The organism is Rhodococcus sp. NPDC003348 (assembly GCF_053589375.1).
Window position 1 is genome coordinate 45,083 of the sequence record NZ_JBSFRT010000032.1, and the last position, 25,265, is coordinate 70,347.

A 25,265-nucleotide genomic window follows, 5' to 3' on the forward strand; every position below is an offset into this window, starting at 1 on the left:
CGCCGGGGTGGGGTTTCTCATTGAGCCCGTCCGGGGGAGTGGTGGGCGCCACCGAGTGCGCCCACTAGGCTGTGGCACACATCTGATCACTGCACATGAAAACTGGTCAAAAGGAGCGAATTGTGACTGTCCGGGTAGGCGTCAACGGCTTCGGCCGTATCGGACGTAACTTCTTCAGGGCCGTCGATGCGCAGAAGGCGCTCGGCACCACCGACATCGAGATCGTGGCGGTCAACGACCTGACCGACAACGCGACCCTCGCTCACCTGCTCAAGTACGACTCCATCCTCGGCCGCCTGCCGCACGACGTCTCGCTCGAGGGCGACGACACCATCGTCGTCGGCGACAAGAAGATCAAGGCGCTCGCGCACCGCGGCCCGCTCAACGAGCTGCCGTGGGGCGACCTCGGTGTCGACGTCGTCGTCGAGTCCACCGGCATCTTCACCGACGCCGCCAAGGCCAAGGGCCACCTCGAGGCCGGCGCCAAGAAGGTCATCATCTCCGCGCCCGCCAAGGGCGAGGACATCACCATCGTGATGGGCGTCAACGACGACAAGTACGACGGCAGCCAGAACATCATCTCCAACGCCTCGTGCACCACGAACTGCCTCGGCCCGATCGCCAAGGTGCTCGACGACGAGTTCGGCATCGTCAAGGGTCTGATGACCACGGTCCACGCCTACACCCAGGACCAGAACCTGCAGGACGGCCCGCACAGCGACCTGCGTCGCGCCCGCGCCGCCGCGCTGAACGTCGTCCCGACCGGCACCGGCGCCGCCAAGGCCATCGGCCTGGTCCTGCCGCAGCTGCTCGGCAAGCTCGACGGCTACGCGCTGCGCGTGCCGATCCCGACGGGCTCGGTCACCGACCTGACCGCGAACCTGAAGAAGACGGCGTCCATCGAGGACATCAACGCCGCGATGAAGGCCGCGGCCGAGGGCCCGCTCAAGGGCATCCTGAAGTACACCGAGGCGCCGATCGTCTCCTCGGACATCGTCACCGACCCGCACTCGTCGATCTTCGACGCCGGGCTGACCAAGGTCATCGACGACCAGGTCAAGGTCGTCTCCTGGTACGACAACGAGTGGGGCTACTCCAACCGTCTCGCGGACCTCATCGGTCTCGTCTCGAAGTCCCTCTGATCGCGGTGGGAGTCAAGACGCTGAAGGACCTGCTGGACGAGGGGGTCGCCGGTCGCGCCGTGCTGGTGCGCTCGGACCTCAACGTCCCGCTGGACGGAGACACCATCACCGATCCGGGCCGCATCCTGGCCTCGGCGCCGACCATCTCGGCGCTGGCCGAGGCCGGGGCCAAGGTCATCGTGATGGCGCACCTGGGTCGCCCGAAGGGCGAGCCGGACCCGGCGCTGTCGCTGGCGCCGGTCGCCGCGAAGCTCGGCGAGGTGCTCGGCCGCAACGTCCAGCTCGCCGGTGACGTCGTCGGCCAGGACGCGCTCGCGCGGGCCGAGGGCCTCACCGACGGAGACGTGCTGCTGCTCGAGAACATCCGCTTCGATCCGCGCGAGACCAGCAAGGACGACGCGGAGCGGCTCGCGCTGGCGAAGGCACTCGTCGAACTGACCGACATGAACGGCGCGTTCGTGTCGGACGGGTTCGGTGTCGTGCACCGCAAGCAGGCGTCCGTCTACGACGTCGCGACGCTGCTGCCGCACTACGCGGGCACCCTCGTCGCGACCGAGGTCGAGGTCCTGCAGAAGCTGACGCAGGACTCCGAGCGGCCGTACGCGGTCGTGCTCGGCGGTTCGAAGGTCTCCGACAAGCTCGCCGTGATCGAGGCGCTGGCCACCAAGGCCGACACCCTGGTCATCGGCGGCGGCATGTACTACACCTTCCTTGCCGCGCAAGGGGTCTCGGTGGGCAACTCGCTGTGCGAGGAGTCGATGATCGAAACCTGCAAGTCGCTGCTGGAGCGGTACGCCGACGTCATCCACATCCCGCAGGACGTGGTGATCGCGGACTCCTTCTCCGCCGACGCGGAGGCCAGGAGGGTGTCCGTGCTGGAGATCCCGGACGGCTGGATGGGCCTGGACATCGGACCGGAGTCGGTGGAACGCTTCGCGGCGATCCTGTCCGGCGCCAAGACGGTGTTCTGGAACGGGCCGATGGGCGTGTTCGAGTTCGAGAAGTTCTCCGCCGGCACCAAGGGGGTCGCCGAGGCGATCATCGGTGCCACCGGCAAGGGCGCGTTCAGCGTCGTCGGCGGCGGCGACTCGGCGGCCGCGGTGCGGCTGCTGGGTCTGCCCGAGGACGGCTTCTCGCACATCTCCACCGGCGGCGGCGCCTCCCTCGAGTACCTCGAGGGCAAGACGCTGCCCGGCCTCGAAGTGCTGGAGGCGTAGGCATGGCACGCAAGCCGCTCATTGCAGGCAACTGGAAGATGAATCTCAACCACCTCGAGGCCATCGCCCTGGTGCAGAAGATCGCCTTCTCGCTGCCCGAGAAGTACTTCGACAAGGTCGACGTGACGGTGATCCCGCCGTTCACCGACATCCGGTCCGTGCAGACCCTGGTCGAGGGCGACAAGCTCCTGCTCACCTACGGTGCGCAGGACGTCTCCCAGCACGAGTCCGGCGCGTACACCGGTGAGATCAGCGGGTCGATGCTGGCCAAGCTGGGCTGCACCTACGTCGTGGTCGGGCACTCGGAGCGTCGCCAGTACCACGGCGAGACCGACGAGATCGTGCTCGCGAAGACCAAGGCGGCGCTGGCGAACGGGATCACCCCGATCGTCTGCATCGGCGAAGGTCTCGACATCCGCGAGGCCGGCGACCACGTCGCGTACAACGTCGCGCAGCTGAAGGGCTCGCTCGCGGGCCTCTCGGCGGAGCAGATCGGCAAGATCGTCGTCGCGTACGAGCCGGTGTGGGCCATCGGCACCGGCAAGGTGGCCTCGGCCGCCGACGCGCAGGAGGTGTGCGCCGCGGTGCGCGCCACCCTCGCCGAGCTGGCCTCCGCCGAGGTCGCGGCGGACGTGCGGGTGCTCTACGGCGGCTCGGTCAACGCCAAGAACGTCGGTGAGCTCGTCGCTCAGCCCGACGTCGACGGCGGCCTCGTGGGCGGAGCCTCGCTCAAGGCCGACGAGTTCGCGACGCTCTCCGCGATCGCCGCCGGGGGACCCCTCCCGTGATCTGAGTGTCACCGAACGAACGCCGGTGGGCGCGTGGACCTTTCGAGGACGACGCGCCCACCGGCGTTTCGGGCTCGGTTCAGTCGTGCTGCTCCAGCTCCCGGAGGCGGGCGTCGAAGGCCGCGATCCGGGTGGTGTCCTCGAAGAAGTCCTCCTGCTCGACGACGCGTCCCCACCTCGTGCGCAGCAGGAGAACGGAGCGGTTCCGGTACAGGACTGCACCGTCGGGTCCGATCGCGTGATCGTCGAAGCGGGCGACGATGGTCAGCCGCCACGGCGCGCCGCCGAAGTAGGCCTCGACGATCTCGCCCTGGAGTCCGGTCCTGACGAAGCTCTCGAGGAAACGCTCGATCGCCGGCCGGCCCCGGTGTACGCCCGCCCAGCGGTGATCGCCGTCGGCGAAACGGAGGACGGCGTCGGGGTGATACGAGCCGAGCAGCGGGCGATGGTCTCCGGCGTTGAGCGCGGCGAGGTCTCCGCGGAACTTGCGCAGCAGCGCGCGGAGCAGCAGATACCGTCCGGCGATCACCGTCGCCGCACCCAGGGGGAACCAAGCCCTCATCACTCCAGTGTCGCGGATCCGGCCGAACTTGGCAGTGCGGCGAGGAAGTCGGTCCCCGGACGGGCGCGCCGACACCTGGACGCGCCCGTCCGAACTCGCCTACCCGACCAGAAGCGTGAACTTCAGCTTGGCGATCGTCGCGGGCGAGAGTCCGAGGCCGTCGACGAGGTACCGGTCGAAGGTGCCGTAGTTCTTGTCGACCTCGGCGAACGAGGCCTCGAGGTAGCTCGCGTCGACGCCGAGGAGTTCCCGGTAGACCGCGGCGGCCGCCTCGCCCTTCGTCGCGGCAACGCGGTCGATCGAGGCCTGGATGGTCGCGGCGGAGTACTCGTTGCTCAGCAGGTAGTCCTGCACGATGGTCTCGCGTGAGACGCCGACGATGCTCAGCAGCAGCGCGGTGGCCCAGCCCGTGCGGTCCTTGCCCGCGGTGCAGTTGAAGACCTGCGGCCCAGAGGTCTCCGCGAGTGCGGTCAGCAGTTGTCCGTAGCCGGCCCGTGCCACGGTGTCGTTCGCGGTGTCGCGGTATCCGCCCTGCACGTAGGCGCGAGCCTGCTCCGGGGTCTCGAGGGACGCGATGTCGGCGCTGGGGTCGGCGGCGAGGACCGAGATCCGGGTGTAGGCGGCCCCGGTGGGCACGGTCTCGGGCTTGGCGGCAACCTCGGCCTCGGTGCGCAGGTCGTACACCGCCGTCAGACCCAGACTCTCGAGCGCGGCGAGATCTGCCGCGTTCGGCGTGAGGACGTTGGACCGGTAGAACAGCCCCCGGCGGACATGCAGGCCCCCGGCGCCGACATAGCCGGAGTCCGGTCCCGCGATGTCCCGGAAGTTGTTCACCGAGGACAGGCGCGGAGTCTCCGCCGGTGACGTGGTGGCGGATCCGAGATCGGCGAGGCCGAAGGTGGCGGGCTCGGCGTGCGCAACGAGAGGGCCGGTGATCGACATGGCGCCGGTCAACGCAATGGCGGCGAGGGCGTGGCGACGGATCCGGTTGGCGGACAGGCTCATTGGGGTCCCTTCATGCGGTTTGGGCATTCCGGGACGGTAGGGCGGCGAGGGTGCCGACGTCGGTTCTGTCCCGATCAGTGGGTGCCGGGTGTGATTTCGGTCGCCCTGGCCGGGTCCGGTCTGGTTACGCTTGGTCACACACAATCCGGAGGTGGTCTCGTGCAGATCGAGGAGAACCCGATCGTCAAGAAGGCCGGAGTGCAGGTGCTGCGATTCCATCAGTGGGTGTACGAGCGCACGAACGGCCGGATCGGTCACCGCATCCTCGGGGTGCCGTGCCTGCTGCTCGACACCGTCGGCGCCAAGACGGGGCAGCCGCGCGTCAGCAGCCTGACGTACGTGCGGGACGGCGAGGACTACGTCGTCGTGGCGTCCAAGGGTGGTGCCCCGCAGTCGCCGGGGTGGTACTTCAACCTGAAGGCGCACCCGGAGGCGTCGATCCGGGTCGGCACGACGAGGATTCCGGTCACCGCTCGGTTGCTCGGCCCCGACGACCCGGACTACGCGCGACTGTTCGCCGCCGCCGATGCCAACAACGGTGACCGGTACAGCGCGTATCAGCGGCACACCACCCGCCCGATCCCGGTCGTGGTGCTCGCCCCGCGCTGAGCGCCGGGTCGTTCGGGCCTACTGCGCGAGGAAGTCGCGCTGGAAGATTCCCATCCGGGTGGCGTCGCGATAACTGCCCGCGGCGAAGAACTCCTCGCGCAGTACGCCTTCGACGGTGAAGCCGACCTTCTCGTAGATGTGCACGGCCGCGTGGTTCTCGGTGTCGACGAGAAGGTAGACCTTGTGAAGGTTGAGCACGCCGAACGCGTGGGCGAGCACCTTGCGGGTCGCGATGCCGGCATAACCCTTGCCCTGGTGCCCGGGCGCCACGATGATCTGGAACTCGCAGTTGCGGTGGATGTAGTCGATTTCCACCAGCTCGACGAGGCCGACCGCGCCGTCGTCCACCTCGATCACGAAGCGTCGCTCCCGTTCGTCGTGGACGTGCCGGTCGTACAGCTCCGTCAGTTCCGCGAGGGACTCGTACGGTTCCTCGAACCAGTAGCGCATCACCTGCGAGTCGTTGAACAGCCGATGCACGAACGGCAGGTCGGTTCGTTCCAGGGGGCGCAGGTTCGCCGTCGTCGAGTTGTCGGCCATGAAATCGAGCGTATCGCCGACGGGTCGTGCCCGGCCGCTGTCGCGGCGGTGTGGCGCAGACTCGGACGGTTGCCCGGATCGACCCCACCGGACCGTTCGATACATTAATGTATCGAACATGCCGAGGAGTCGAGCGCAGACGCGGGAGCGGTTGCTTGCCGCCGCCCTCGACGTGTTCGCCGAGGAGGGGTTCGGTCGATCGACCGTCGAGCAGGTCTGCGAGCGGGCCGGATTCACGCGCGGGGCGTTCTATTCCAACTTCGACTCGCTCGACGAGTTGTTCCTCGCGATGTGGGAGCAGCGGTCGGCCGCAATGCTCGCCGACATCCGGGACGCGGTGGCAGCGGACGAATCGGCCGACGAGTTCGACCTCGACCTCGACCGCGCCGCCGCCCGCATCCTCGCCGCGATCCCGGTCGAGGACCGCTGGTACCGGATCACCGCAGAGTTCACCGCGCACGCCCTCCGGAACCCGGCACTGAAATCGGTGATGGCGGCCAGGGAGGCTGCCATCCAGGCGACGATCCTGCCGGTCGTGGAGAACGCACTGGCGCGCGCCGGGCGCCGCATCACCGACCCGCAGGCGCTCGGCCGTGCGTTGGTCGCCGTCCACGACGGCACGTCCGTCCAGGTCCTGATGGAACCCGACGACGCCCGGATCGCCCGTGCCCGAACCGACCTGTTCGTCCACGTCCTCCGTAGTTACAGCGAAAACAAGTGAGGTGCAGATGTCCGAGACAGCCGATGTCATCGTCGTCGGAGGTGGGCTCGCCGGCCTGGTCGCCACCTACGAACTGACCAGGGCGGGCAAGTCCGTCGTGGTCGTCGAGCAGGAGAACGAGGCCAACCTCGGCGGGCAGGCGTTCTGGTCGCTCGGCGGCCTGTTCCTCGTCGACAGTCCCGAACAGCGCCGCATGGGGATCAAGGACTCCTACGAGCTGGCGCTGCAGGACTGGCTGGGCAGTGCCGGATTCGACCGCGAGCGCGAGGACCACTGGCCGCGGCAGTGGGCCCAGGCGTACGTGAACTTCGCCGCCGGGGACAAGCGCTCCTACCTGCACGAGCTGGGCCTGCGGGTGATGCCGAACGTCGGGTGGGCCGAACGCGGCGGCGGACTGGCCACCGGGCACGGCAATTCGGTGCCGCGCTTCCACATCACCTGGGGCACCGGCCCCGAGGTGGTGCGGGTCTTCCGCGAACCGGTGCTCGAGGCCGCGGCCCGCGGGCTGGTCACCTTCCGGTACCGGCACCAGGTCGACGAGCTGATCGTCGAGAACGGTGCGGCGGTCGGTGTCCGCGGCACCGTGCTCGCCCCGTCCCACGAACCGCGCGGCGTGAAGTCCAATCGGGACCGCGCCGGCGAGTTCGAGCTGCGCGCGCAGGCGGTGATCGTCACCTCCGGCGGCATCGGCGGCAACCCCGACCTGGTCAAGAAGAACTGGCCGACCGAACGGCTCGGCCGGGTCCCGGAGCGGATGATCACCGGTGTGCCCGCGCACGTCGACGGCCGGATGCTCGGCATCACCGAGGACGCGGGCGGCAACATCGTCAACCGCGACCGCATGTGGCACTACACCGAGGGCATCGTCAACTGGGACCCGATCTGGCCGAATCACGCCATCCGGATCATTCCGGGCCCGTCGTCGCTGTGGCTCGACGCGACCGGACAGCGCCTGCCCGTCCCGCTGTTCCCCGGATTCGACACCCTCGCGACGCTCAAGCACATTCTCGGCACCGGACACGACCACACGTGGTTCGTCCTCACCCAGTCGATCATCGAGAAGGAGTTCGCGCTCTCGGGCTCCGAGCAGAACCCCGACATGACCGGCAAGGACCTCAAGCTGCTGCTCGGCCGCGTCAAGAAGGGCGCGACCGGACCCGTCGAGGCGTTCAAGCAGCACGGCGAGGACTTCGTCGTCCGCGACAACCTGCGCGACCTCGTCGACGGGATGAACGCCATCAACCCCGGTCCGCCGCTGGACTTCGCGCAGGTGGAACGCGAGGTCGTGGCCCGGGACCGGGAGGTGGACAACACGTACTCCAAGGACATGCAGATGATGGCCGTCCGCAACGCCCGCACCTACCCGGCGGACAAGGTGATCCGCGTCGCCAAGCCGCACAAGCTGCAGGATCCGGCGCACGGTCCGATGATCGCGGTTCGGCTGAACCTGCTGACGCGCAAGACGCTCGGTGGGCTCGAGACGAACCTCGACGCGCAGGTGATCCGACCGGACGGTGCCGCGTTCGACGGGCTGTACGCGGCGGGCGAGGTCGCGGGCTTCGGCGGCGGCGGCGTCCACGGCTACAACGCGCTGGAAGGCACCTTCCTGGGCGGCTGCATCTTCTCCGGCCGCAGCGCCGGGCGGGCGCTGGCGCGCCGGCTGTAGCGGCGCCGTGGCCCGTGCGTGGTGGTCACCCCGGTCGGGGCGCGCACCACGCACGGGCGTCCCCGGTGATCAGCCGATCAGCTTGGCCTTCAACAGGCCGACGGTGCCGGCGGACAGACCGAGCCCCTTGGTGAGGTACGCGTCCAGGGTGCCGTAGTCGGCCGTCAGCTGGTCGATGCCCGCCTGCAGGAAGCTCGGCTCCACCGACACCAGCGGCGCCATGTTCACCGCGGCATCGCCGAAGAGGCGCTGCAGGGACTCGAGATTCGCGGCGATCGAGTTCTTCGCGTACTCGTTGGTGAGCAGGTAGTCGTCCATGATCGTCTCGGAGTTCACCCCGGCGATGGACAGGAGCAGGTAGGTCGTCCACCCTGTCCGGTCCTTGCCCGCGGTGCAGTGGAACACCATCGGCCCCTGCGCGGTGGCCATGTCGGTGAGCATCGCGCCGAACATGGCGCGTTCGTTCTCACCGGTGACGAACTGCCGGTTCATCGACTGCATGAAGGTGCGCGAGTCGTCGGGGGACTTGATCCGTGACAGCTCTGTGCTGAAATCCCCTGCTCCGATCGGCAGATGGGTGTAGGTGACGCCGTCGGGGAGCACGTCGGGCTTCTTTGCGACCTCGGCGTCGGTGCGCAGGTCGAAGACGGTGGACAGGTTGAGGCCCGCGAGGGTGGCGAGATCGGCCTCGTTCGGGACGATCGCGTTGGAGCGGTAGAACACGCCCTTGTTCACGTGCGACAGGCCGAAGACCGCCGAGTACCCGTCGCCCGTACCTGCGACGTCACGGAAGTTGTCGACGCTCGCCAGGCGCGGCGCATCGGCCGCCGGAGCGGCACTGCCGAATCCGCCTGCGGACCCGGTGCCCAGGACGTCGGCGATGACCACCGGGACTGCAGGGGCGGCCTGCGCGATTCCAGTGGTGACGAGGGGTGTGAGCAGTGCAACGGTCGTGACGGCGAGGAGGCCGGTCACCGTGCGGGACTGTGCCATCGAGGGCCCTTCTGACGGAGGTGCGTGCGCTTCCGGAGTGGAAGTGAGACGAGGGTCACAGGGAAAGGGTCGATGGCGGCGAAACGGTCCCGTTGGGCGGGAGATTCCACGTGAATGTGATTCACATCACAGTCCGATCGATGATCGGCGGCCGCACGAGGCGAGCGCTCGCGCTGAACGAGCGCAATTCTGGGCAGTCTCGAAAAACGACCAGATGTCGTCGGCGGTGCGGCCGTGCGGGTAGGCTGGGACGACTTGTGGCCACAACCGTTTCGTGAAGGGCAGCGTACCGCCGAGATGAGACTTTTCCTGGACATCCTGCTGATCGTGACCAGCCTCCTGCTGGTCCTGCTGGTGCTGCTGCACCGCGGCAAGGGTGGCGGCCTGTCCAGCCTCTTCGGCGGCGGCGTGCAGTCCAGCCTGTCCGGGTCCACCGTCGTCGAGAAGAACCTCGACCGGCTGACGGTCTTCACCGCCGCGTTGTGGCTGATCGCCATCGTCGGCATCGGCCTCGAGATCAAGTTCAGCTGACGTGGCGGACCTGATCCGATCCGCGGTCCTTCCCGACGCGGGTGCCGCGCTGATCGACGCACCCGAGTTCGCGACCCTCGCCACCGTCGAGCCGTCCGGGCAGCCTCAGCTGTCGGTCATCTGGGTGCAGCGCGATGGCGGCGACGTCCTGTTCTCCACCGTTAAGGGCCGCCGCAAGACCGGCAACCTCGAACGTGACCCGCGGGCGACGCTGCTGGTGTATCCCGCGGCGCGGCCCTACAGCTACCTCGAGGTGCGCGGCACGGTGACCTTCACCGACGACCCGGACGGGTCGCTGATCCACACCCTCGCCACCAAGTACACCGGCGCCGAGCGCTGGGAGTTCGATGCCCCCGGCACGCCCCGGGTGATCGGCAGGCTCACGCCCGACGCGGTCGTTTTCAAGGCCTGACGCTCGCACTGCGGGACCTCGTCGTCGCCCCGATACTGGGGCGATGACGACGTCGCAGCACAGCCCCGACCCGTCCCGCGCTTCCGGCGCGCAGCGCAGCGGAGCCGCCGCATCGGGTACCGGCGCGCAGCGCAGCGGAGCGGCTGCATCCGGACTGTCCGCCACCGAGCCGTTGCGTGAGGACATCCGCCTGCTCGGCGGCCTCCTGGGGCGGGTCGTCCGCGAACAGGCCGGTGTCGAGGTGTTCGACCTGGTCGAACGCGCGCGGGTCGAGTCGTTCCGGGTGCGCCGTTCCGAAGTTGACCGCGCCGAACTCGCCGACCTGTTCGCCGAGACGCCGGTAGATCAGGCGATCCCGGTGATCCGGGCATTCAGCCACTTCGCGCTGCTGGCGAACCTCGCCGAGGACCTGCACCGCGAGCGGCGCCGCGCAGTCCACATCCGGGCGGGGGAGCCGCCGCAGGACAGCAGCCTCGCCGCGACCTATGCGAAACTCGACGCCGCACAGCTGGATTCGGCCGTGGTCGCGCACGCACTCGCGGGCGCACAGGTGGTACCGGTGATCACCGCCCATCCGACCGAGACGAGGCGTCGCACCGTCTTCGAAACGCAGAACCGGATCACCGACCTGATGCGGCTTCGGGACCGGACCGTGCTGGACGCCGCGGAGGCCGCCGAGGTCGAGGGCGGGCTGTACCGGCAGATCCTCACCCTCTGGCAGACCGCACTGATCCGGTTGTCCAGGTTGCGGATTCAGGACGAGATCGAGGTCGGGCTGCGGTACTACGACGCCGCGCTGTTCGAGGTGGTTCCGAGGATCAATGCGGCGCTGCGCCGGGAGTTGCGGACGCGGTGGCCGGACGCCGGTCTGCTGCCCGAACCGATGCTGCGCACCGGGTCCTGGATCGGCGGCGACCGGGACGGCAACCCCAACGTCACCGCCGACGTGGTGCACCGGGCCACGCACCGGGCCGCGGCCACCGCCCTCGACCGGCACCTGCACGACCTCGAGACCCTCGAGCAGGAACTGGCGATGTCGGTGCGCCTGGTGACCGTCTCGGCCGAACTGGAGGCCCTGGCCGCGGCGTCCGGGGACGACGCGCCGTCGCGGATGGACGAACCGTACCGGCGGGCGCTGCGCGGGATGCGGGCCCGGCTCACGGAGACCGCGATCGCGGTGCTCGGCGACGACCTCGCCCGCACCTCGTCGGCCGCCCTCGCCGACTCCGGGCTCGCGCCCTACGGGACCGCCACCGAACTGCTCGCCGACCTGGCGGTCCTCGACACCTCCCTACGCGGGCACGGCGACGGCGTCCTCGCCGACGACCGGCTCGCGACGATCCGGGAATCGGTGGAGGCGTTCGGATTCCACCTGGCCGGCCTGGACCTGCGGCAGAACTCGGAGGTGCACGAGGAGGTGATCGCTGAACTGTTCGCGTGGGCGGGGGTGCATCCGGACTACCGGTTGCTCGGCGAGGACGAGCGGGTCACCCTGCTGGCCGCGGAACTGCGCACCCGGCGCCCGCTGACCCGTCCCGGCGCCACGTTCGGTGAACGCACCACCTCGGAGCTGGCCATCTTCGCGGCCGCCGCCGACGCGGTCGCCGAACTCGGCGCCGCCGCCGTCCCGAACTGCATCATCAGCATGTGCACCTCCGTCAGCGACATGCTCGAGGCCGCGGTGCTGCTCAAGGAGGTCGGGCTGCTGGTTCCGGGGGAACCGGACCATCGCGGACCGAACGTGGTGCCGCTGTTCGAGACCATCGAGGATCTGCGCGGGGGAGCGGCGACGCTGCGCGCCGCTCTCGCGGTGCCGGAGTACCGGTCCCTCGTCGACGCCCACGGCGGGCTGCAGGAGGTGATGCTTGGCTACTCGGACTCCAACAAGGACGGCGGCTACCTCGCCGCGAACTGGGCGCTCTACCGCGCCGAACTCGACCTCGTGGAGGCCGCCCGCGACACCGGAATCCGATTGCGGCTCTTCCACGGTCGCGGCGGCACCGTCGGCCGCGGCGGCGGACCGAGCTACGAGGCGATCCTCGCCCAGCCGCCCGGCGCGGTCGCCGGGTCGCTGCGGATCACCGAACAGGGTGAGGTGATCGCCGCGAAGTACGCCCAGCCCCCGATCGCGCACCGCAACCTGGAGACACTGCTCGCAGCCACCCTGGAGTCGTCGCTCCTCGACGTCGAGGGACTCGGACCCGACGCCGACGACGCCTATCTGCTGCTCGACGACCTCGCCGAACGGGCCCGCGTCGCGTACGGGGAACTCGTCCACGACACACCGGGTTTCGTCGAGTACTTCACCACCTCCACCCCGGTCGCGGAGATCGGGGCGCTGAACATCGGGTCCCGGCCCACCTCCCGCAAGCCCACCCGGTCGATCGCCGACCTGCGTGCCATCCCGTGGGTGCTGTCCTGGAGCCAGGCGCGGGTGATGCTGCCCGGCTGGTACGGCACCGGCACCGCGTTCGAATCCTGGGTCGGCGGCGACGCGGACCGGCTGGCCCGGCTCACCGACCTGTACCGGCGGTGGCCGTTCTTCCGCACCGTGCTGTCGAACATGGCGATGGTGATGGCCAAGTCCGACCTCGGACTCGCCGCGCGCTACGCCGAACTCGTCCCCGACGCAGCGCTGCGGGAACGGGTCTTCGGGATGATCGCCGCCGAACATGCGCGGACCGTGGCGATGTACCGCGCGATCACCGGAAACGACTCGCTGACCGCGGACAACCCCGCGCTGGAACGGTCGATCTACAACCGGTTCCCGTACCTCGAACCCCTCAACCACCTGCAGGTCGAACTGCTGCGCCGCTACCGCGCCGGCGACGACAGCGACCTCGTCCGCCGCGGCATCCAGCTGACCATGAACGGTTTGGCCACCGCGCTCCGCAACAGCGGGTAGCCGGCGCCGCTCACCGCTCGGCCTTGGTGTCGCTGAAACCGGGGATGTTCAGTGCCGCACCGATGGCGGCGATGGCGTCGGTGTCTGTGCGACCACCGGTCTGTGGCCAGCCGCCGAACCGGTGATCCGGGCCGACCAGCTGGTCGAGGATCACCGCGCAGGCGTCGACCAGCGTGCGGTTGCCCAGTTGCGGCCAGCCGTTGCCGTTCGGACCCATCAGCTGGGTCCAGATGTCCCTGAGCTGCTGTGCCTGCTCGGGTGTCATGCCGTCCCCCTCCTGTCGCGGTGCGGGTGAGATCAGCGTGGCGAGTTCCTCCCGGGTTCCACGGAACGCGTCGGCGTCCACCTTCTGGCCGGCCACCAGGGCCGACGAGGTGAACTGCAGGATGTCGACGCTCTTGCCGCCGTACCCCGTCCACCGGTAGGAATCGTCACCGGGGTAGAGCACACTCGCGTAGCCGGTCCCGACGACGTAGCTGGACTGGATCAGCCCCGGTACTTGGGACAGGTCGGGCCTGCCGATCTGCTGCCAGTACCAGCGCGGGATGTAGGACAGCGCGACGTGGACGCCGAGGGCGTCGATCGCGTTCGCGACCGCCCAGAACACTTCCATGTCACCGGAATCGGCCTCGAAGTCGAGCATCGCGGGAATCGTGGTGTCGCCGAGGTGCTCGACGAACGTCCGGGCCTGTGCGTCGGCGGAGGAGTCGGCGCGCACGTAGTGGTAGCCCGCGAGGAGCAACCCGTTCGCGCGGGCGGCGTCGCGGAATCCCGGCCAGGTGGGATCGCGGTAGTGGATGCCCTCCGACACCTTGGCCCACACGAATTCGAAGCCCTCGGCGCGGACCGCGGCGAGATCGAGTCCGGCCTGGTAGTTGGAGATGTCGATGCCGTAGAGCGTCATGAGCACTCTCCGTCTGCGGTGGCTGGCGACCGATCGGGTGGTTTCACTATATGGCCCGGGCGGTTCCGGCCGCGCCTAAACTGGGAGCGTGGTCGCGGTGGGCGTACCCAATCCGTTCGATCCGGGCCGGATCACCGGTCCCGGCGTCACCACCCGTTTCGGCTTCGAGGGCACCGACCTGTGCTTCATGTGGCGCAATGCCAAGGGCTACACGCACTCGCTGCACGGGGACACCTTCGACAACCACTGCCCGGAGCCGGGGTGGAACGGCGGCGGCTGGCGCAGTCCGGTGTCGCTGCGGACCTCGAACGCGGACCTGCTGCGTGGCATTCGCTGGGACAACGCGGTCGGTGGCGCTCGCGCCGCGCAGATCATTCCGTATCGGCACGTCACCGAACCGGTGCCGGCGCCGGCGGGCGAGGCGTTCACGCACATCCCGAACAGCGGGCTGCAGTTGCCGGACGGTGACACCGTGGTCAGCACCTTCGCCGTCCGCGACTGGGCCACCGACCCCGCGACCACGACGTGGTCCACGAACTTCGCCGCGCTGTGGGTGTCCCACGACCCCGATGCCGAGTGGTATCAGCCGAGCCCGATCATCACGTTTCCCAGCGCACACCCGTGGTACCGATTCTTCCAGAACCAGTCGATGATCCTGTGGGGCAACCACGTCCACGTCTTCGGTACTCCCGCGGGGCGGTCGAACGACGGCGGCATCTACCTGATGCGACATCACTGGGCCGGGCTCGCGGTCGAGAACGGCTGGGAGTTCTGGGGATACACCGGCGGAGCGTGGCGGTGGGGGCGGCAGTCACCCACGCCGATACTGCTCGCGGCGGACAACTCGGTGCCGGGCAACAAGATCGGCGAACTGAACGCCCAGATCGTCCAGGGTCGGATCGTGTTGATGTACACCGACTACTCGATCGGGTCGACGGTCTCGCGGATCGCGTCGGCGCCGGACGCGCCGTGGACCCCGGCCCAGCCCCAGGTGTCCCTCGTCGTCGCGCCGCTGCACTACGCGCCCGGCATCCACCCGCTGTCCACCCTCGCCGACGTCCACTTCGGGTTGTCGCAGTGGATCGCGCCGGGCCTGACGCCGCCGACCGGCTTCGTCATGTACGGCGTGCGGCAGTGGCACGCGTCCGTGGTCGGGCCGATCGCCCCCTTCGCCCGCTACGCCTCACTCGCCGACAGCGGCGTCGCGCAGGCAGTCGCGCGCCTGTCCGGCGATCCGGGGTCACCTCCGGCGGGCCCGGGTGGCGACGAGCTGGCCGGCGTGAAGGAGGCGGATCGGGCGTCGGTGCTCGCCGACCTCGCGTGCGGCGAGGCCGGCGCCGACGAGATGACCGAATGCCTCGCGCTGGTGCGTGCCGGTGAGGCATCGCCGCCGAAGCCCGGTCAGGTGCGACCGGCCGATCGCCGTCGCCGCGGGGGTGCGCGGCCCTGATTCGTCGGCGTCCGGCCGGAGGCATGCCGGTGACGCCGGATCGCCCTGGAACCGGGCCGAGGTCCCGCGCGTCCAACTCAGCACAGGATGCGAGAAGGAGTCCCACGATGATCCGGTGCACGGGAACGCACGACTGGCGCGGCGGCGTCCGCGGGCTCGCGACGACGCGGGCGACGCCCCGCAGTCACGTCCTCCTGCACGGCAGGCGGGTGGATCCCACGCCGCGAGAGACGAATCCCCGCCCCGCCGAGGAGGGAACGGCCGGCGAGTGACCGGTCAGGCCGGCAGGTTCGCCGAGGCCGCCCGGTCGAGGAACCACACGGTCTCCTCCACCCCGAGTGCCCCGGCGGCCGGAATGTCGAGCGGGTTCGCGCCTGCGACCGCCGCGGCCACGGCCTCCGCCTTGTCCGCACCGGCGACCAGCAGCCACACCCGGCGTGCCCGGCGCACAGCGGGCAGCGTCAGCGTGACCCGTTCGGCGGGCGGCTTGGGGGAGTCGGTGATGCCGACCACGAAACGGGTGTCCTCGCGGACCGCGTCGGTGTCGGGGAACAGCGAATTGACGTGTCCCTCACCGCCCATGCCGAGCAGGTGCACGTCGAAGTCGGGGATCGGGCCGCCGTTCGCGTGTGCGGCGAGCAGGTGCTCGTAGGCGTGCGCGGCCGCGTCGGGATCGCCGGCGTACGCGCCGTCCCCGTACGGCATCGGGTGCAACCTGGCCGCCTCGACCGGCACGTGGTCGAGCAGCGCCTCGTGGGCCTGCACCTCGTTCCGGTCCGGATGTCCGGCCGGTACGAAACGCTCGTCACCCCAGAAGACGTCGACCTTCGACCAGTCGATCGCACCGGAATCGGCACGCAGCTTGCGGAGCAGACCGATCCCGTTGCCGCCGCCGGTGAGGACGATCGAGGCGGAGCCGCGCGCGGCCTGCGCCGCGACGATCACGTCGATGAACTTCCGGGCTGCCGCCGAGGTGAGGGCGTCGGCGTCGTCGTACGTCTGCACGGTCACGGAATCAGTCATGGGTCTCACCCTATGTGTTCCGGACCGATCCGTGGAGGACCCTTATCCAGTCGAATGATTAACGCAGTCGGCCCGGCTATTCGTAGACCACCCGGTCCAGGCCGGCGAGCGCGGCGTGGTAGATCTCGTCCGGATCGAGACGGCGCAGGTCCTCGGCGAGACAGTCGCGGGTTTCCCTGCGCGCCAACGACACCAGCGAATCCGGTGCTCCCGTGCGGCTGAGGGTCGCGGTCTTCCCCGTCTGCGGCCGGCTCAGCGCGATCGTGCCGGTTTCGCGGTGCATCTCGATCCGCAGCTCCCCGGCCAGACGGCGCACCGGGCCGTCGATCCGGCTGGCCAGCCACCCGGCGATCAGGTCGACCGCGGGCTCGGTGGCCAGCCCGGACACCGTCGCCGACAACAGAGGCTCGTGCGGCGGCTGGTCGAGTGCCGAGGTCAACAGCGCGCGCCACGGGGTGGCTCGCGCCCAGGCCAGGTCGGTGTCGCCCGCGGTGTACGCCTGCAGTCGCGACTTGATGGTCGCCGCCGGGTCGGGGGCTCCGGTCGCGTCGGTGATCCGGCGGATGGCCAACTGTCCCAGCGGATTTCGTGCGGGAACGGCAGGTGGCCTGTCCGGCCACCACGCCACCACGGGGGTGTCCGGCAGCAGGAACGGGATCACCACGCTGTCCTCGTGTCCGGCGAGCTCACCGTAGAGGCGCAGCACCACGACCTCGGATGCGCCCGCGTCCCCACCGACCCGGATCTGCGCATCCAGGCGGGACTCGCCGTCCCGGTCCCCGCGGGTCACCACGATCACGCGACACGGGTGCTCGCGGCTCGCCTCGTTGGCGGCCTCGATCACCGATTCCGCGTTCTCGTCGTCGTCGGTGCTCACCACCAGGGTCAGCACCCGGCCCAGCGTGACCGCGCCGCCCGTTTCCCGGAGTTCGACCAGACGCTTGTTGACGGCGCCGGTGGTGGTGGCGGGAATGTCGATGATCACGAGTGGAATTCTCCCATCGTCACGGTCGCCCCCGACAACGTCGTCATGGTCGTGTCCGACGACGTCGTCACGGCCGTCTCCATTCGCGCCCGGTGCGGCGCAGCATCTCCAGTGCCGAATCCGGTCCCCAGGTGCCCGCCTCGTACGGGTCGGGGCGACCGTTCGCCGCCCAGCGCTCGAGCACCGGATCGAGGATCTTCCAGGACAATTCGACCTCGGCGTTCACCGGAAACAGCGACGGTTCGCCGAGGAGCACGTCCAGGATCAGCCGCTCGTACGCCTCGGGGGAGGACTCGGTGAAGGCCTGCCCGTAGCTGAAGTCCATGTTGACGTCCCGGACCTCCATCGAGGATCCGGGCACCTTGGAGCCGAAACGCATCGTGACGCCCTCGTCCGGCTGCACCCGGATCACCAGGGCGTTCTGGCCCAGTTCCTCGGTCATGGTCTGGTCGAACGGCAGGTGCGGGGCGCGCTTGAACACGACCGCGATCTCGGTCACCCTGCGCCCCAGACGCTTTCCGGTACGGAGGTAGAAGGGAACACCGGCCCAGCGACGGGTGTCCACCTCGAGGGTGATCGCGGCGAAGGTCTCGGTGGTCGAATCCTTGGAGAAGCCCTCCTCGTCGAGCAGGCCCACCACTTGGCGACCGCCCTGCCAGCCGCCCGCGTACTGGCCGCGGGCGGTGGTCTCGTCCAGGGGTTCGGCGAGCCGGGTCGCCGAGAGCACCTTTATCTTCTCCGCCTGTAGCTCGGACGGTTCGAAGCTGACGGGTTCCTCCATCGCCGTGAACGCGAGCAGCTGCAGGAGATGGTTCTGGATCACGTCACGGGCGGCGCCGATACCGTCGTAGTACCCGGCACGTCCGCCGAGTCCGATGTCCTCGGCCATCGTGATCTGCACGTGGTCCACGTAATGGGCATTCCAGATCGGGTCGAACAGCTGGTTCGCGAACCGCAACGCCAGGATGTTCTGGACCGTCTCCTTACCCAGGTAGTGATCGATACGGAATACCGAGTCCTCGGGGAAGACCGTGTTCACGACCGCGTTGAGTTCCTTCGCGGATTCCAGGTCGTGACCGAACGGCTTCTCGATGACCACCCGTCGCCACTGGCCCTCGACCGGCTTGGCCAGCCCGGACCTGGACAGCTGCTCGCACACCGTCGGGAAGGCGACGGGCGGTATGGCCAGGTAGAAGGCGTGATTGCCGCTGGTACCGCGCTCGGCGTCGAGCGCGGCCAAGGTGCGAGTCAGCTCGGCGAACGCGGCGTCGTCGTCGAAACTGCCCTGCACGAAGCGGATTCCCTCGGCAAGGCGGTCCCACACCTCTTCCCGGAACTCGGTGCGCGCGTGCTCGCGAACCGCGTCGTGCACGACCTTGCCGAAGTCCTCGTCCGCCCAGTCCCGGCGGGCGAACCCGACCAGGGCGAAACCGGGCGGCAGCAGCCCCCGGTTCGCCAGGTCGTACACCGCGGGCATCAGCTTCTTGCGCGCCAGGTCACCGGTGACCCCGAAGATCACCAGGGAGCACGGGCCCGCGATTCGCGGCAGTCTCTTGTCTCGCTCGTCGCGGAGTGGATTGATCCACGCGTCGGCGGTGCCGGTCCTGCGCTGCGACGCGGTGCCCGTGCTCCCCATCGATCAGGACGCCGCGGTGAGGGACGCGGCGGTGGCCTCGAGGAGTTCGTTCCAGGAGACCTCGAACTTGTCGACGCCCTCGGTCTCGAGCTTGTCGAAGACATCGGTGAGGTCGACGCCCGCGCCGGCGACCGCGTCGAAGACCTCCTGGGACGCCGCGGCGGTCCCGGTGATGGTGTCACCGGTGACGGTGCCGTGATCGGCGACGGCGTCGAGAGTCTTCTCCGGCATGGTGTTCACCGTGTTCGCCGCGACCAGCTCGGTGACGTACAGGGTGTCCGGGTACTCGGGGTTCTTCACACCCGTCGACGCCCACAGCGGACGCTGCACGCGCGCACCGGATTTCGCGAGCTCCGCGAACCGGTCACCGGACTCGAAGACCTCCTGGTAGGCCGCGTACGCGAGGCGGGCGTTGGCCACACCGGCCTTGCCGCGCAGCGCGAGGGCGGGGTCGGTGCCGATCTTCTCCAGCCGGGCGTCGATCTCGGTGTCCACCCGGGACACGAAGAACGAGGCGACCGAGTGGATCGTCGACAGGTCGTGCCCGGCGGACTTCGCGGCCTCCAGCCCGGCCAGGTAGGCGTCGATGACCGCCTTGTGCCGCTCCACCGAGAAGATCAGCGTCACGTTGACGCTGATGCCCTCGGCGATCACCTGGGTGATCGCGGGCAGACCCGCGAGGGTGGCCGGGATCTTGATCAGCAGGTTCGGCCGGTCGACGATCTTCCACAGCTCGATCGCCTGCGCGACCGTGCCCTCGGTGTCGTGCGCCAGGCGCGGGTCGACCTCGATCGAGACCCGGCCGTCGACGCCGGCACTGGCCTCGTACTGCGGGGTGAGCAGGTCGCACGCCTCACGGACGTCGTCCGTGGTGAGCGCGCGGACCGTGTCGTCCACGTTCGCACCGCGGCCGGCGAGCTCGTGCAGCTGCGCCTGGTACTCCGGACCCTTGAGCGCGGCCTGGAAGATAGACGGGTTCGTGGTCACGCCGACGACGGACTTCTCCGCCACCAGCTGCGCCAGGTTGCCCGTCTGGAGGCGTCCACGCGAGAGGTCGTCGAGCCACACCGACACACCGGCGGCCGACAGGTCGGCGAGATTCTGATTCTGTGCCATGGCGATCAGCCCTTCACTCGATCGAGGGTGCGACGGGCCGCGGCGGTGACATTCTCGGCCGTGAACCCGAACTCGCGGAACAGCGTCTTGTGGTCGGCGGAGGCGCCGAAGTGCTCGATGGAGACGGCCTCACCGGCGTCGCCGAGCAGACGCCACCACGGCATCGCGATACCGGCCTCGACGGAGACGCGGGCACGGACGGCGGGCGGCAGCACCTCGTCGCGGTACGCCTGGTCCTGCTGGTTGAACCAGTCGAGGCAGGGGACCGACACCACGCGGGTGCCGATGCCGTCGGCCTCGAGGGCCTTGCGGGCCTCCACGGCCAGGTACAGCTCGGAACCGGACGCGAGCAGGATCACCTGCGGGGTGCCGGTCGAGGAGTCCTCGAGCACGTAGGCGCCGCGCTTGACGCCGTCGACCGCCTTGTCCGCGGTGCCCTCGAGCACGGGGATGTCCTGACGGGTCAGCGCCAGCGCGGTCGGGCCGGTGGTGTTCTCCAGCGCGTACCGCCATGCCTGCGCCGTCTCGTTCGCGTCGCCCGGCCGGATCACCGACATGTTCGGGATGCCGCGCAGCGCCGCGAGGTGCTCGATCGGCTGGTGCGTCGGGCCGTCCTCGCCCAGACCGATCGAGTCGTGCGTCCACACGTAGATCGACGGGACGCCCATCAGCGCGGCCAGTCGGACCGCCGGACGCATGTAGTCGGAGAACACGAGGAACGTGCCGCCGTACGGGCGGGTCGGACCGTGCAGCGCGATGCCGTTGAGGATCGACCCCATCGCGTGCTCGCGGATGCCGAAGTGCAGCGTGCGGCCGTACGGCTGCGCGGTCCAGTCCTTCGTCGAGATCGAGGGCGGGCCGAACGAGTCGGAACCGTCGATGGTGGTGTTGTTGCTGCCCGCGAGGTCGGCGGAACCGCCCCACAGCTCGGGCAGGATCGGACCGAGCGCGTTGAGTACCTTGCTCGACGCCTTGCGGGTCGCGGCGCCCTTCGTGTCCGGCTCCCACGTCGGGAGGACGTCGGTCCATCCCTCGGGGAACGCGCCGGCGTCCAGTCGGTCGAACAGGGCCTTGCGCTCCGGCTCCCGGGCCGCCCAGGCGTCGAACGTCTGCTGCCACTCGGCGTGCGCCGCGGCGCCGCGGGCCTTCACCTCACGGGCGTGCGCGAGGGCGGCCGGGTCGACGTCGAAGTTCTTCTCCGGGTCGAAGCCGAGCGCCTTCTTCACACCCGCGACCTCGTCGGCGCCGAGCGCGGCGCCGTGCACGTCGCCGGTGTTCATCTTCGTCGGCGCCGGGTACCCGATGATGGTGCGCAGGACGATGATCGACGGCTTGTCCGTCACGGCCTTCGCGGCCTCGACCGCGTCGAGCATCGCGGAGACGTTCTCGCCGCCCTCGACCCGCTGCACGTGCCAGCCGTACGCCTCGTAGCGCTTGGCGACGTCCTCGCCGAACGCGATGTGGGTGTCGTGCTCGATGGAGATCTCGTTGTCGTCGTAGAAGACGATCAGGTTGCCGAGCTGCTGCACGCCGGCGATCGAGGACGCCTCCGAGGTGACGCCCTCCTGCAGGTCGCCGTCGGAGGCGATCACGTACACGTGGTGGTCGAACGGGCTGGTGCCGGCGGGGGCGTCCGGATCGAACAGGCCGCGCTCACGCCGCGCCGCCATCGCCATGCCGACCGCCGACGCCAGGCCCTGGCCGAGCGGACCGGTGGTGATCTCGACGCCGGTGGTGTGCCCGTACTCGGGGTGGCCCGGGGTCAGCGAACCCCAGGTGCGCAGCGACTCGAGGTCGGACAGCTCGAGGCCGTAACCCGACAGGTACAGCTGCAGGTAGAGGGTGAGGCTGGAGTGCCCGCAGGACAGGACGAAGCGGTCGCGACCGACCCACTCGGCGTCCGAGGGGTCGTGGCGCATGACGCGCTGGAAGAGAGTGTAGGCGAGGGGCGCGAGGCTCATCGCGGTGCCGGGATGGCCGTTGCCGACCTTCTGCACGGCGTCGGCGGCGAGGACACGTGCGGTGTCGACCGCCTTGGTGTCCAGGTCGGTCCAGTCGGCGGGATGCACGGGCTGGGTGAGGACGCGGATCTCGTCTGTGGTCGACACGAGCTTGAAGTCTCCTGACATCGGTGAGCGGCACGGTGACGGCGGGACGAACGATGGGTGCGGTGGACCCGCCGTCGGTTCCGACACACCAGCGTAGTGCCGACCCAACCCTAGTGCTCGTGCGCGTGCCGGTCGATCCGGCGTCCGTCCTGCGCGTCGGGGGTGTGACGCGGTCGCGGTGGGTGTCCGATTCGGACCATTCGACCCGTGCCCGGTTCGGTTCTGCTCGGCGAGCCGTCTACCATCGGGTGTAGTAGTGCTCGGGTCCCCGGTCGTGGCGCAGCGATCGCGGCTGCCCCATGATCCGGTGGACTACTGAAGCGGTAGTCGTACGCGCGGCGCCGGCCCCTGTGGGTCGAGCCAGTCAACCGGGCCCATCGGCGGGGCCCGAGAAGTAGGAGTAACGGTGCGGATAGTGGAGCGTGGCGGACACGGTCTCGCTGGTGCCCCCGATGCCACCCCCGCCAGTGGGTCGGACTCCCTCTGGGGTCGAATCTCCGGGACGCTCCTCGCGTACCTGGCGTTGACCAAGCCTCGGGTCATCGAACTCCTGCTCGTCGCGACGATCCCGGCGATGCTCCTCGCGGACCGCGGCACCGTCGACTTCCCGCTCATCCTGGCGACGCTGTTCGGCGGCTGGATGGGCGCCGCGAGCGCGAACACCCTCAACTGCGTGGTCGACGCCGACATCGACAAGGTGATGAAGCGCACGGCCCGGCGCCCGCTGGCTCGGATGGCGGTGCCCACGTCGCACGCACTGATCTTCGGCCTTGCCCTTGGTGTCGCGTCCTTCGGATGGCTGTGGTGGGCGACGTACCCGCTGGCCGCGATCTTGATCGCGCTGACCATCGCGTTCTACGTACTCGTCTACACCATGGTGCTCAAGCGGCGGACCTGGCAGAACGTCATCTGGGGCGGCGCCGCAGGCTGCATGCCCGTGATGGTCGGCTGGGCCGCGGTCACCGGCAGCCTCAGCTGGGAACCGATCGTCCTGTTCCTGGTGATCTTCTTCTGGACGCCGCCGCACACCTGGGCGATGGCCATGCGGTACAAGGAGGACTACAAGGCCGCGGGCGTGCCGATGCTCCCGGTCATCGCGACCGAGGAACGCGTCACCAAGCAGATCCTCGTCTACACCTGGCTGACCGTACTGACCACACTGGTCCTGGTGCCCGCCGCGGGCGTCATCTACGCGGCGGTTGCGCTGGTCGCCGGTGCCTGGTTCCTGCTGATGGCGCACCAGCTCTACACCGGCGTGCGCCGTGGTGAGCAGGTCAAGCCCCTGCGCCTGTTCCTGCAGTCGAACAACTACCTCGCCGTCGTCTGCCTCGGTCTTGCCGTCGACTCGGTCCTCGGCTGGGACACGATCGCCAGCTTCTTCTCCTGACCCGACACCGTCGGGCGGGTGACAAGGACCGTTCGGGTCCTCCGGGAACCCGAACGGTCCTTCACTCTTTCCCGGTCACGGCACCAGGACGATCGATCCGGTCGTCTTGCGGGCCTGCAGGTCGCGGTGCGCCTGCGCGGCGTCGGCGAGACGGTGGGTCGCGCCGACCCGGATCGTGAGCGTGTCGTCGGCGATCGCGGCGAACACGTCCCCGGACCGCCACAGGAGCTCCTCGCGGTCCCGGGTGTAGTGCGCAAGCGTGGGCCGGGTCAGGAACAGCGAGCCGGCGGCGTTGAGGCGCTGCGGGTCGAACGGCGGCACCGGTCCGCTGGCCGCCCCGAAGAGGGCCAGGGTGCCACGGATCCTCAGCGACGCCAGGCTGGCCTCGAACGTGTCGGCGCCGACACCGTCGTACACGGCCGCGACGCCCTCGCCGCCGGTGAGGGCCCGAACCCGCTCGGCCAGATCGGCGCCGTAGCGCAGCACCTCGGCAGCCCCGCACTCGCGCGAGAGCGCCGCCTTCTCGTCGGTCGACACCGTGGTGATCACCCGCACCCCGCGCGCGGTGGCGAGCTGCGTCAGGATCTGGCCGACGCCGCCGGCGCCCGCGTGCACGAGCACCGTGTCACCGGGCTGCGCCGGGTACACCGAGTGCAGCAGGTAGTGCGCGGTCATGCCCTGCAGCAGCGCCGACGCGGCCTGCGGGGCGGGGACGCCGTCCGGGACCGGGACGGCCTTCGCGGCCGGGACCACGACCAGCTCCGCGTAACTGGACGGCGCGTCGGACCATGCCACGCGGTCACCGGGTCGCAGGTCCGTGACATTCGAGCCGACCGCCTCGATCACGCCGGTGCCCTCGGCGCCGGCGACGTACGGCAGGTCGATCGCGTACGCGCCGGTGCGGAAATAGGTGTCGATGTAGTTGACGCCGATCGCCTCGGTGCGGACCAGCACGTCGTTCTCACCCGGAACCGGGTCCGGGATCTCGGTGTACTGCAGGACGTCGGGGCCGCCGAACTCGGCGACGGTGATTGCGCGCATGGCGATGATTCTGCCCTGTCGTATCCTGAGCGCATGAGTGTGGACACCCAGGATTCCGGCGCGGCCGCCCCGTCCGTCGTCGCACCGCCGCGGACCGTCACCGCGGTGCGCAAATTCGTCGCAGAGCACGGCGGCTCCGCCACCGCTGTCGTACAGCCGATCGGTCTGGACGGCGTCCGGATCACCCTCGTCGGCGCGGACGGCGTCCTCGGCGACCAGGTCGTCGACGACCTCGCCACCGCGAAGGCCGTCGTCGCCGCGGTCGAGGGTCTCGGCACCTCCGGCTGGGAGCGCTCGGTCACCAGCATCGTCACCCCGCGGGTCGGCCACTGGCAGAAGATGGCCGGCTGGGTTGCCAACCAGACTCGTTTCCCGAAGGCCCGCAACGGCCTCGGCTGACCCTTCCGCGGCGCACACGAATCGGGCCGGCTCACCGTCACGGTGAGCCCGGCCCCCCGGGTTGTGTCTGGTGGTTTGTGTAGGGGGACCGGGCGGCGGGGTTTTTTCTTGCCCATTTTTCGGCT

At 69.5% G+C, this 25,265-nt stretch carries 24 protein-coding genes; 13 read left to right on the plus strand and 11 right to left on the minus strand.

Going from position 1 to position 25,265, the window contains the following annotated elements:
- Window positions 1-122: 122 nt before the first annotated feature.
- From gap to tpiA, 3 genes are read left to right on the plus strand one after another with little or no spacing between them, the layout of a single operon-like run.
- Window positions 123-1,142, plus strand: a complete 1,020-nt coding sequence (gene gap / locus ACWDU4_RS20040) for a type I glyceraldehyde-3-phosphate dehydrogenase (RefSeq protein ID WP_450115667.1) — start codon at window positions 123-125, stop codon at window positions 1,140-1,142.
- 5 nt (window positions 1,143-1,147) lie between these two features.
- Window positions 1,148-2,359 carry a phosphoglycerate kinase gene (locus ACWDU4_RS20045; RefSeq protein ID WP_450115668.1) on the plus strand — a complete coding sequence of 404 codons (1,212 nt, stop codon included), beginning with the start codon at window positions 1,148-1,150 and terminating at the stop codon, window positions 2,357-2,359.
- A gap of 2 nt (window positions 2,360-2,361) precedes the next feature.
- Window positions 2,362-3,147, plus strand: a complete 786-nt coding sequence (tpiA, locus tag ACWDU4_RS20050; protein ID WP_450115669.1) for a triose-phosphate isomerase — start codon at window positions 2,362-2,364, stop codon at window positions 3,145-3,147.
- A 79-nt stretch (window positions 3,148-3,226) separates the two neighbouring features.
- Here tpiA and ACWDU4_RS20055 read toward each other — a convergent pair whose 3' ends face one another.
- Window positions 3,227-3,709 (minus strand): nuclear transport factor 2 family protein, encoded by a 483-nt coding sequence (locus ACWDU4_RS20055; RefSeq protein ID WP_450115670.1) that lies wholly within the window; start codon window positions 3,707-3,709, stop codon window positions 3,227-3,229.
- A gap of 99 nt (window positions 3,710-3,808) precedes the next feature.
- Entirely contained in the window at window positions 3,809-4,714 is a 906-nt protein-coding gene (locus ACWDU4_RS20060) for a tyrosine-protein phosphatase (protein WP_450115671.1), read from the minus strand.
- A gap of 165 nt (window positions 4,715-4,879) precedes the next feature.
- Here ACWDU4_RS20060 and ACWDU4_RS20065 point away from each other — a divergent pair, with 165 nt between their 5' ends.
- The gene (locus ACWDU4_RS20065) at window positions 4,880-5,323 is read left to right on the plus strand and encodes a nitroreductase family deazaflavin-dependent oxidoreductase (protein WP_450115695.1); all 444 of its coding nucleotides are present in this window, start codon (window positions 4,880-4,882) and stop codon (window positions 5,321-5,323) included.
- Between the two features lie 18 nt (window positions 5,324-5,341).
- On the opposite strand, the gene speG is transcribed toward ACWDU4_RS20065, so the two are convergent.
- Window positions 5,342-5,863 (minus strand): spermidine N1-acetyltransferase, encoded by a 522-nt coding sequence (gene speG / locus ACWDU4_RS20070; protein ID WP_450115672.1) that lies wholly within the window; start codon window positions 5,861-5,863, stop codon window positions 5,342-5,344.
- Window positions 5,864-5,981: 118 nt separating this feature from the next.
- Between speG and ACWDU4_RS20075 the strand changes: the two genes are divergently transcribed.
- Window positions 5,982-6,584, plus strand: a complete 603-nt coding sequence (locus ACWDU4_RS20075; RefSeq protein ID WP_450115673.1) for a TetR/AcrR family transcriptional regulator — start codon at window positions 5,982-5,984, stop codon at window positions 6,582-6,584.
- Between the two features lie 7 nt (window positions 6,585-6,591).
- Window positions 6,592-8,250 (plus strand): FAD-binding dehydrogenase, encoded by a 1,659-nt coding sequence (locus ACWDU4_RS20080; RefSeq protein WP_450115674.1) that lies wholly within the window; start codon window positions 6,592-6,594, stop codon window positions 8,248-8,250.
- 69 nt (window positions 8,251-8,319) lie between these two features.
- On the opposite strand, the gene ACWDU4_RS20085 is transcribed toward ACWDU4_RS20080, so the two are convergent.
- On the minus strand, window positions 8,320-9,243 hold the full coding sequence (locus tag ACWDU4_RS20085; RefSeq protein ID WP_450115675.1) for a tyrosine-protein phosphatase: 924 nt from the start codon (window positions 9,241-9,243) through the stop codon (window positions 8,320-8,322).
- Between the two features lie 297 nt (window positions 9,244-9,540).
- On the opposite strand from ACWDU4_RS20085, the gene secG reads away from it, so the two are divergent.
- The 3 genes from secG to ppc are packed head-to-tail and all read left to right on the plus strand — an operon-like array spanning window position 9,541 to window position 13,091.
- Window positions 9,541-9,774 carry a preprotein translocase subunit SecG gene (secG, locus tag ACWDU4_RS20090; RefSeq protein ID WP_450115676.1) on the plus strand — a complete coding sequence of 78 codons (234 nt, stop codon included), beginning with the start codon at window positions 9,541-9,543 and terminating at the stop codon, window positions 9,772-9,774.
- Window position 9,775: 1 nt separating this feature from the next.
- Window positions 9,776-10,186, plus strand: coding sequence for a PPOX class F420-dependent oxidoreductase (locus tag ACWDU4_RS20095; RefSeq protein WP_450115677.1), 411 nt, complete (start codon window positions 9,776-9,778; stop codon window positions 10,184-10,186).
- Window positions 10,187-10,229: 43 nt separating this feature from the next.
- On the plus strand, window positions 10,230-13,091 hold the full coding sequence (gene ppc, locus ACWDU4_RS20100; RefSeq protein ID WP_450115678.1) for a phosphoenolpyruvate carboxylase: 2,862 nt from the start codon (window positions 10,230-10,232) through the stop codon (window positions 13,089-13,091).
- Window positions 13,092-13,101: 10 nt separating this feature from the next.
- On the opposite strand, the gene ACWDU4_RS20105 is transcribed toward ppc, so the two are convergent.
- Window positions 13,102-13,995 carry a glycoside hydrolase family 25 protein gene (locus ACWDU4_RS20105; protein ID WP_450115679.1) on the minus strand — a complete coding sequence of 298 codons (894 nt, stop codon included), beginning with the start codon at window positions 13,993-13,995 and terminating at the stop codon, window positions 13,102-13,104.
- Between the two features lie 88 nt (window positions 13,996-14,083).
- On the opposite strand from ACWDU4_RS20105, the gene ACWDU4_RS20110 reads away from it, so the two are divergent.
- Complete coding sequence (locus ACWDU4_RS20110; protein WP_450115680.1) at window positions 14,084-15,445, plus strand: DUF4185 domain-containing protein; 1,362 nt, start codon at window positions 14,084-14,086, stop codon at window positions 15,443-15,445.
- A gap of 107 nt (window positions 15,446-15,552) precedes the next feature.
- The gene (locus tag ACWDU4_RS20115) at window positions 15,553-15,717 is read left to right on the plus strand and encodes a hypothetical protein (protein ID WP_450115681.1); all 165 of its coding nucleotides are present in this window, start codon (window positions 15,553-15,555) and stop codon (window positions 15,715-15,717) included.
- A gap of 4 nt (window positions 15,718-15,721) precedes the next feature.
- On the opposite strand, the gene pgl is transcribed toward ACWDU4_RS20115, so the two are convergent.
- The 5 genes from pgl to tkt all read right to left on the minus strand — a co-directional run bounded on the left by pgl (window position 15,722) and on the right by tkt (window position 22,313).
- On the minus strand, window positions 15,722-16,468 hold the full coding sequence (gene pgl / locus ACWDU4_RS20120; RefSeq protein ID WP_450115682.1) for a 6-phosphogluconolactonase: 747 nt from the start codon (window positions 16,466-16,468) through the stop codon (window positions 15,722-15,724).
- Between the two features lie 76 nt (window positions 16,469-16,544).
- Window positions 16,545-17,453, minus strand: coding sequence for a glucose-6-phosphate dehydrogenase assembly protein OpcA (gene opcA / locus ACWDU4_RS20125; RefSeq protein ID WP_450115683.1), 909 nt, complete (start codon window positions 17,451-17,453; stop codon window positions 16,545-16,547).
- A 67-nt stretch (window positions 17,454-17,520) separates the two neighbouring features.
- Window positions 17,521-19,089 carry a glucose-6-phosphate dehydrogenase gene (gene zwf, locus ACWDU4_RS20130; RefSeq protein WP_450115684.1) on the minus strand — a complete coding sequence of 523 codons (1,569 nt, stop codon included), beginning with the start codon at window positions 19,087-19,089 and terminating at the stop codon, window positions 17,521-17,523.
- A gap of 3 nt (window positions 19,090-19,092) precedes the next feature.
- Complete coding sequence (gene tal / locus ACWDU4_RS20135) at window positions 19,093-20,205, minus strand: transaldolase (RefSeq protein WP_450115685.1); 1,113 nt, start codon at window positions 20,203-20,205, stop codon at window positions 19,093-19,095.
- A gap of 5 nt (window positions 20,206-20,210) precedes the next feature.
- Window positions 20,211-22,313, minus strand: coding sequence for a transketolase (tkt, locus tag ACWDU4_RS20140; protein WP_450115686.1), 2,103 nt, complete (start codon window positions 22,311-22,313; stop codon window positions 20,211-20,213).
- Between the two features lie 406 nt (window positions 22,314-22,719).
- Here tkt and ACWDU4_RS20145 point away from each other — a divergent pair, with 406 nt between their 5' ends.
- A complete protein-coding gene (locus ACWDU4_RS20145; protein WP_450115687.1) occupies window positions 22,720-23,700 on the plus strand; it encodes a heme o synthase in 981 nt (326 codons plus the stop codon).
- Between the two features lie 75 nt (window positions 23,701-23,775).
- Here the strand turns inward: ACWDU4_RS20145 and ACWDU4_RS20150 are convergent, their stop codons facing one another.
- Window positions 23,776-24,741, minus strand: a complete 966-nt coding sequence (locus ACWDU4_RS20150; RefSeq protein WP_450115688.1) for a quinone oxidoreductase family protein — start codon at window positions 24,739-24,741, stop codon at window positions 23,776-23,778.
- A 33-nt stretch (window positions 24,742-24,774) separates the two neighbouring features.
- Here ACWDU4_RS20150 and ACWDU4_RS20155 point away from each other — a divergent pair, with 33 nt between their 5' ends.
- Window positions 24,775-25,140 (plus strand): hypothetical protein, encoded by a 366-nt coding sequence (locus tag ACWDU4_RS20155; protein ID WP_450115689.1) that lies wholly within the window; start codon window positions 24,775-24,777, stop codon window positions 25,138-25,140.
- The last annotated feature ends 125 nt before the right edge of the window (window positions 25,141-25,265 follow it).

Excerpts from the sequence above, each read along its gene's own strand:
- ACWDU4_RS20085 (WP_450115675.1), bottom strand. The coding sequence starts at position 9,243 with ATGGCACAGTCCCGCACGGTGACCGGCCTCCTCGCCGTCACGACCGTT.
- ACWDU4_RS20150 (WP_450115688.1), bottom strand. The coding sequence starts at position 24,741 with ATGCGCGCAATCACCGTCGCCGAGTTCGGCGGCCCCGACGTCCTGCAG.
- speG (WP_450115672.1), bottom strand. The coding sequence starts at position 5,863 with ATGGCCGACAACTCGACGACGGCGAACCTGCGCCCCCTGGAACGAACC.
- ACWDU4_RS20080 (WP_450115674.1), top strand. The coding sequence starts at position 6,592 with ATGTCCGAGACAGCCGATGTCATCGTCGTCGGAGGTGGGCTCGCCGGC.
- secG (WP_450115676.1), top strand. The coding sequence starts at position 9,541 with ATGAGACTTTTCCTGGACATCCTGCTGATCGTGACCAGCCTCCTGCTG.
- ACWDU4_RS20155 (WP_450115689.1), top strand. The coding sequence starts at position 24,775 with ATGAGTGTGGACACCCAGGATTCCGGCGCGGCCGCCCCGTCCGTCGTC.
- ACWDU4_RS20115 (WP_450115681.1), top strand. The coding sequence starts at position 15,553 with ATGATCCGGTGCACGGGAACGCACGACTGGCGCGGCGGCGTCCGCGGG.
- ACWDU4_RS20105 (WP_450115679.1), bottom strand. The coding sequence starts at position 13,995 with ATGACGCTCTACGGCATCGACATCTCCAACTACCAGGCCGGACTCGAT.
- tpiA (WP_450115669.1), top strand. The coding sequence starts at position 2,362 with ATGGCACGCAAGCCGCTCATTGCAGGCAACTGGAAGATGAATCTCAAC.
- ACWDU4_RS20055 (WP_450115670.1), bottom strand. The coding sequence starts at position 3,709 with ATGAGGGCTTGGTTCCCCCTGGGTGCGGCGACGGTGATCGCCGGACGG.
- zwf (WP_450115684.1), bottom strand. The coding sequence starts at position 19,089 with ATGGGGAGCACGGGCACCGCGTCGCAGCGCAGGACCGGCACCGCCGAC.
- pgl (WP_450115682.1), bottom strand. The coding sequence starts at position 16,468 with ATGACTGATTCCGTGACCGTGCAGACGTACGACGACGCCGACGCCCTC.
- ppc (WP_450115678.1), top strand. The coding sequence starts at position 10,230 with ATGACGACGTCGCAGCACAGCCCCGACCCGTCCCGCGCTTCCGGCGCG.
- ACWDU4_RS20075 (WP_450115673.1), top strand. The coding sequence starts at position 5,982 with ATGCCGAGGAGTCGAGCGCAGACGCGGGAGCGGTTGCTTGCCGCCGCC.
- tal (WP_450115685.1), bottom strand. The coding sequence starts at position 20,205 with ATGGCACAGAATCAGAATCTCGCCGACCTGTCGGCCGCCGGTGTGTCG.
- ACWDU4_RS20060 (WP_450115671.1), bottom strand. The coding sequence starts at position 4,714 with ATGAGCCTGTCCGCCAACCGGATCCGTCGCCACGCCCTCGCCGCCATT.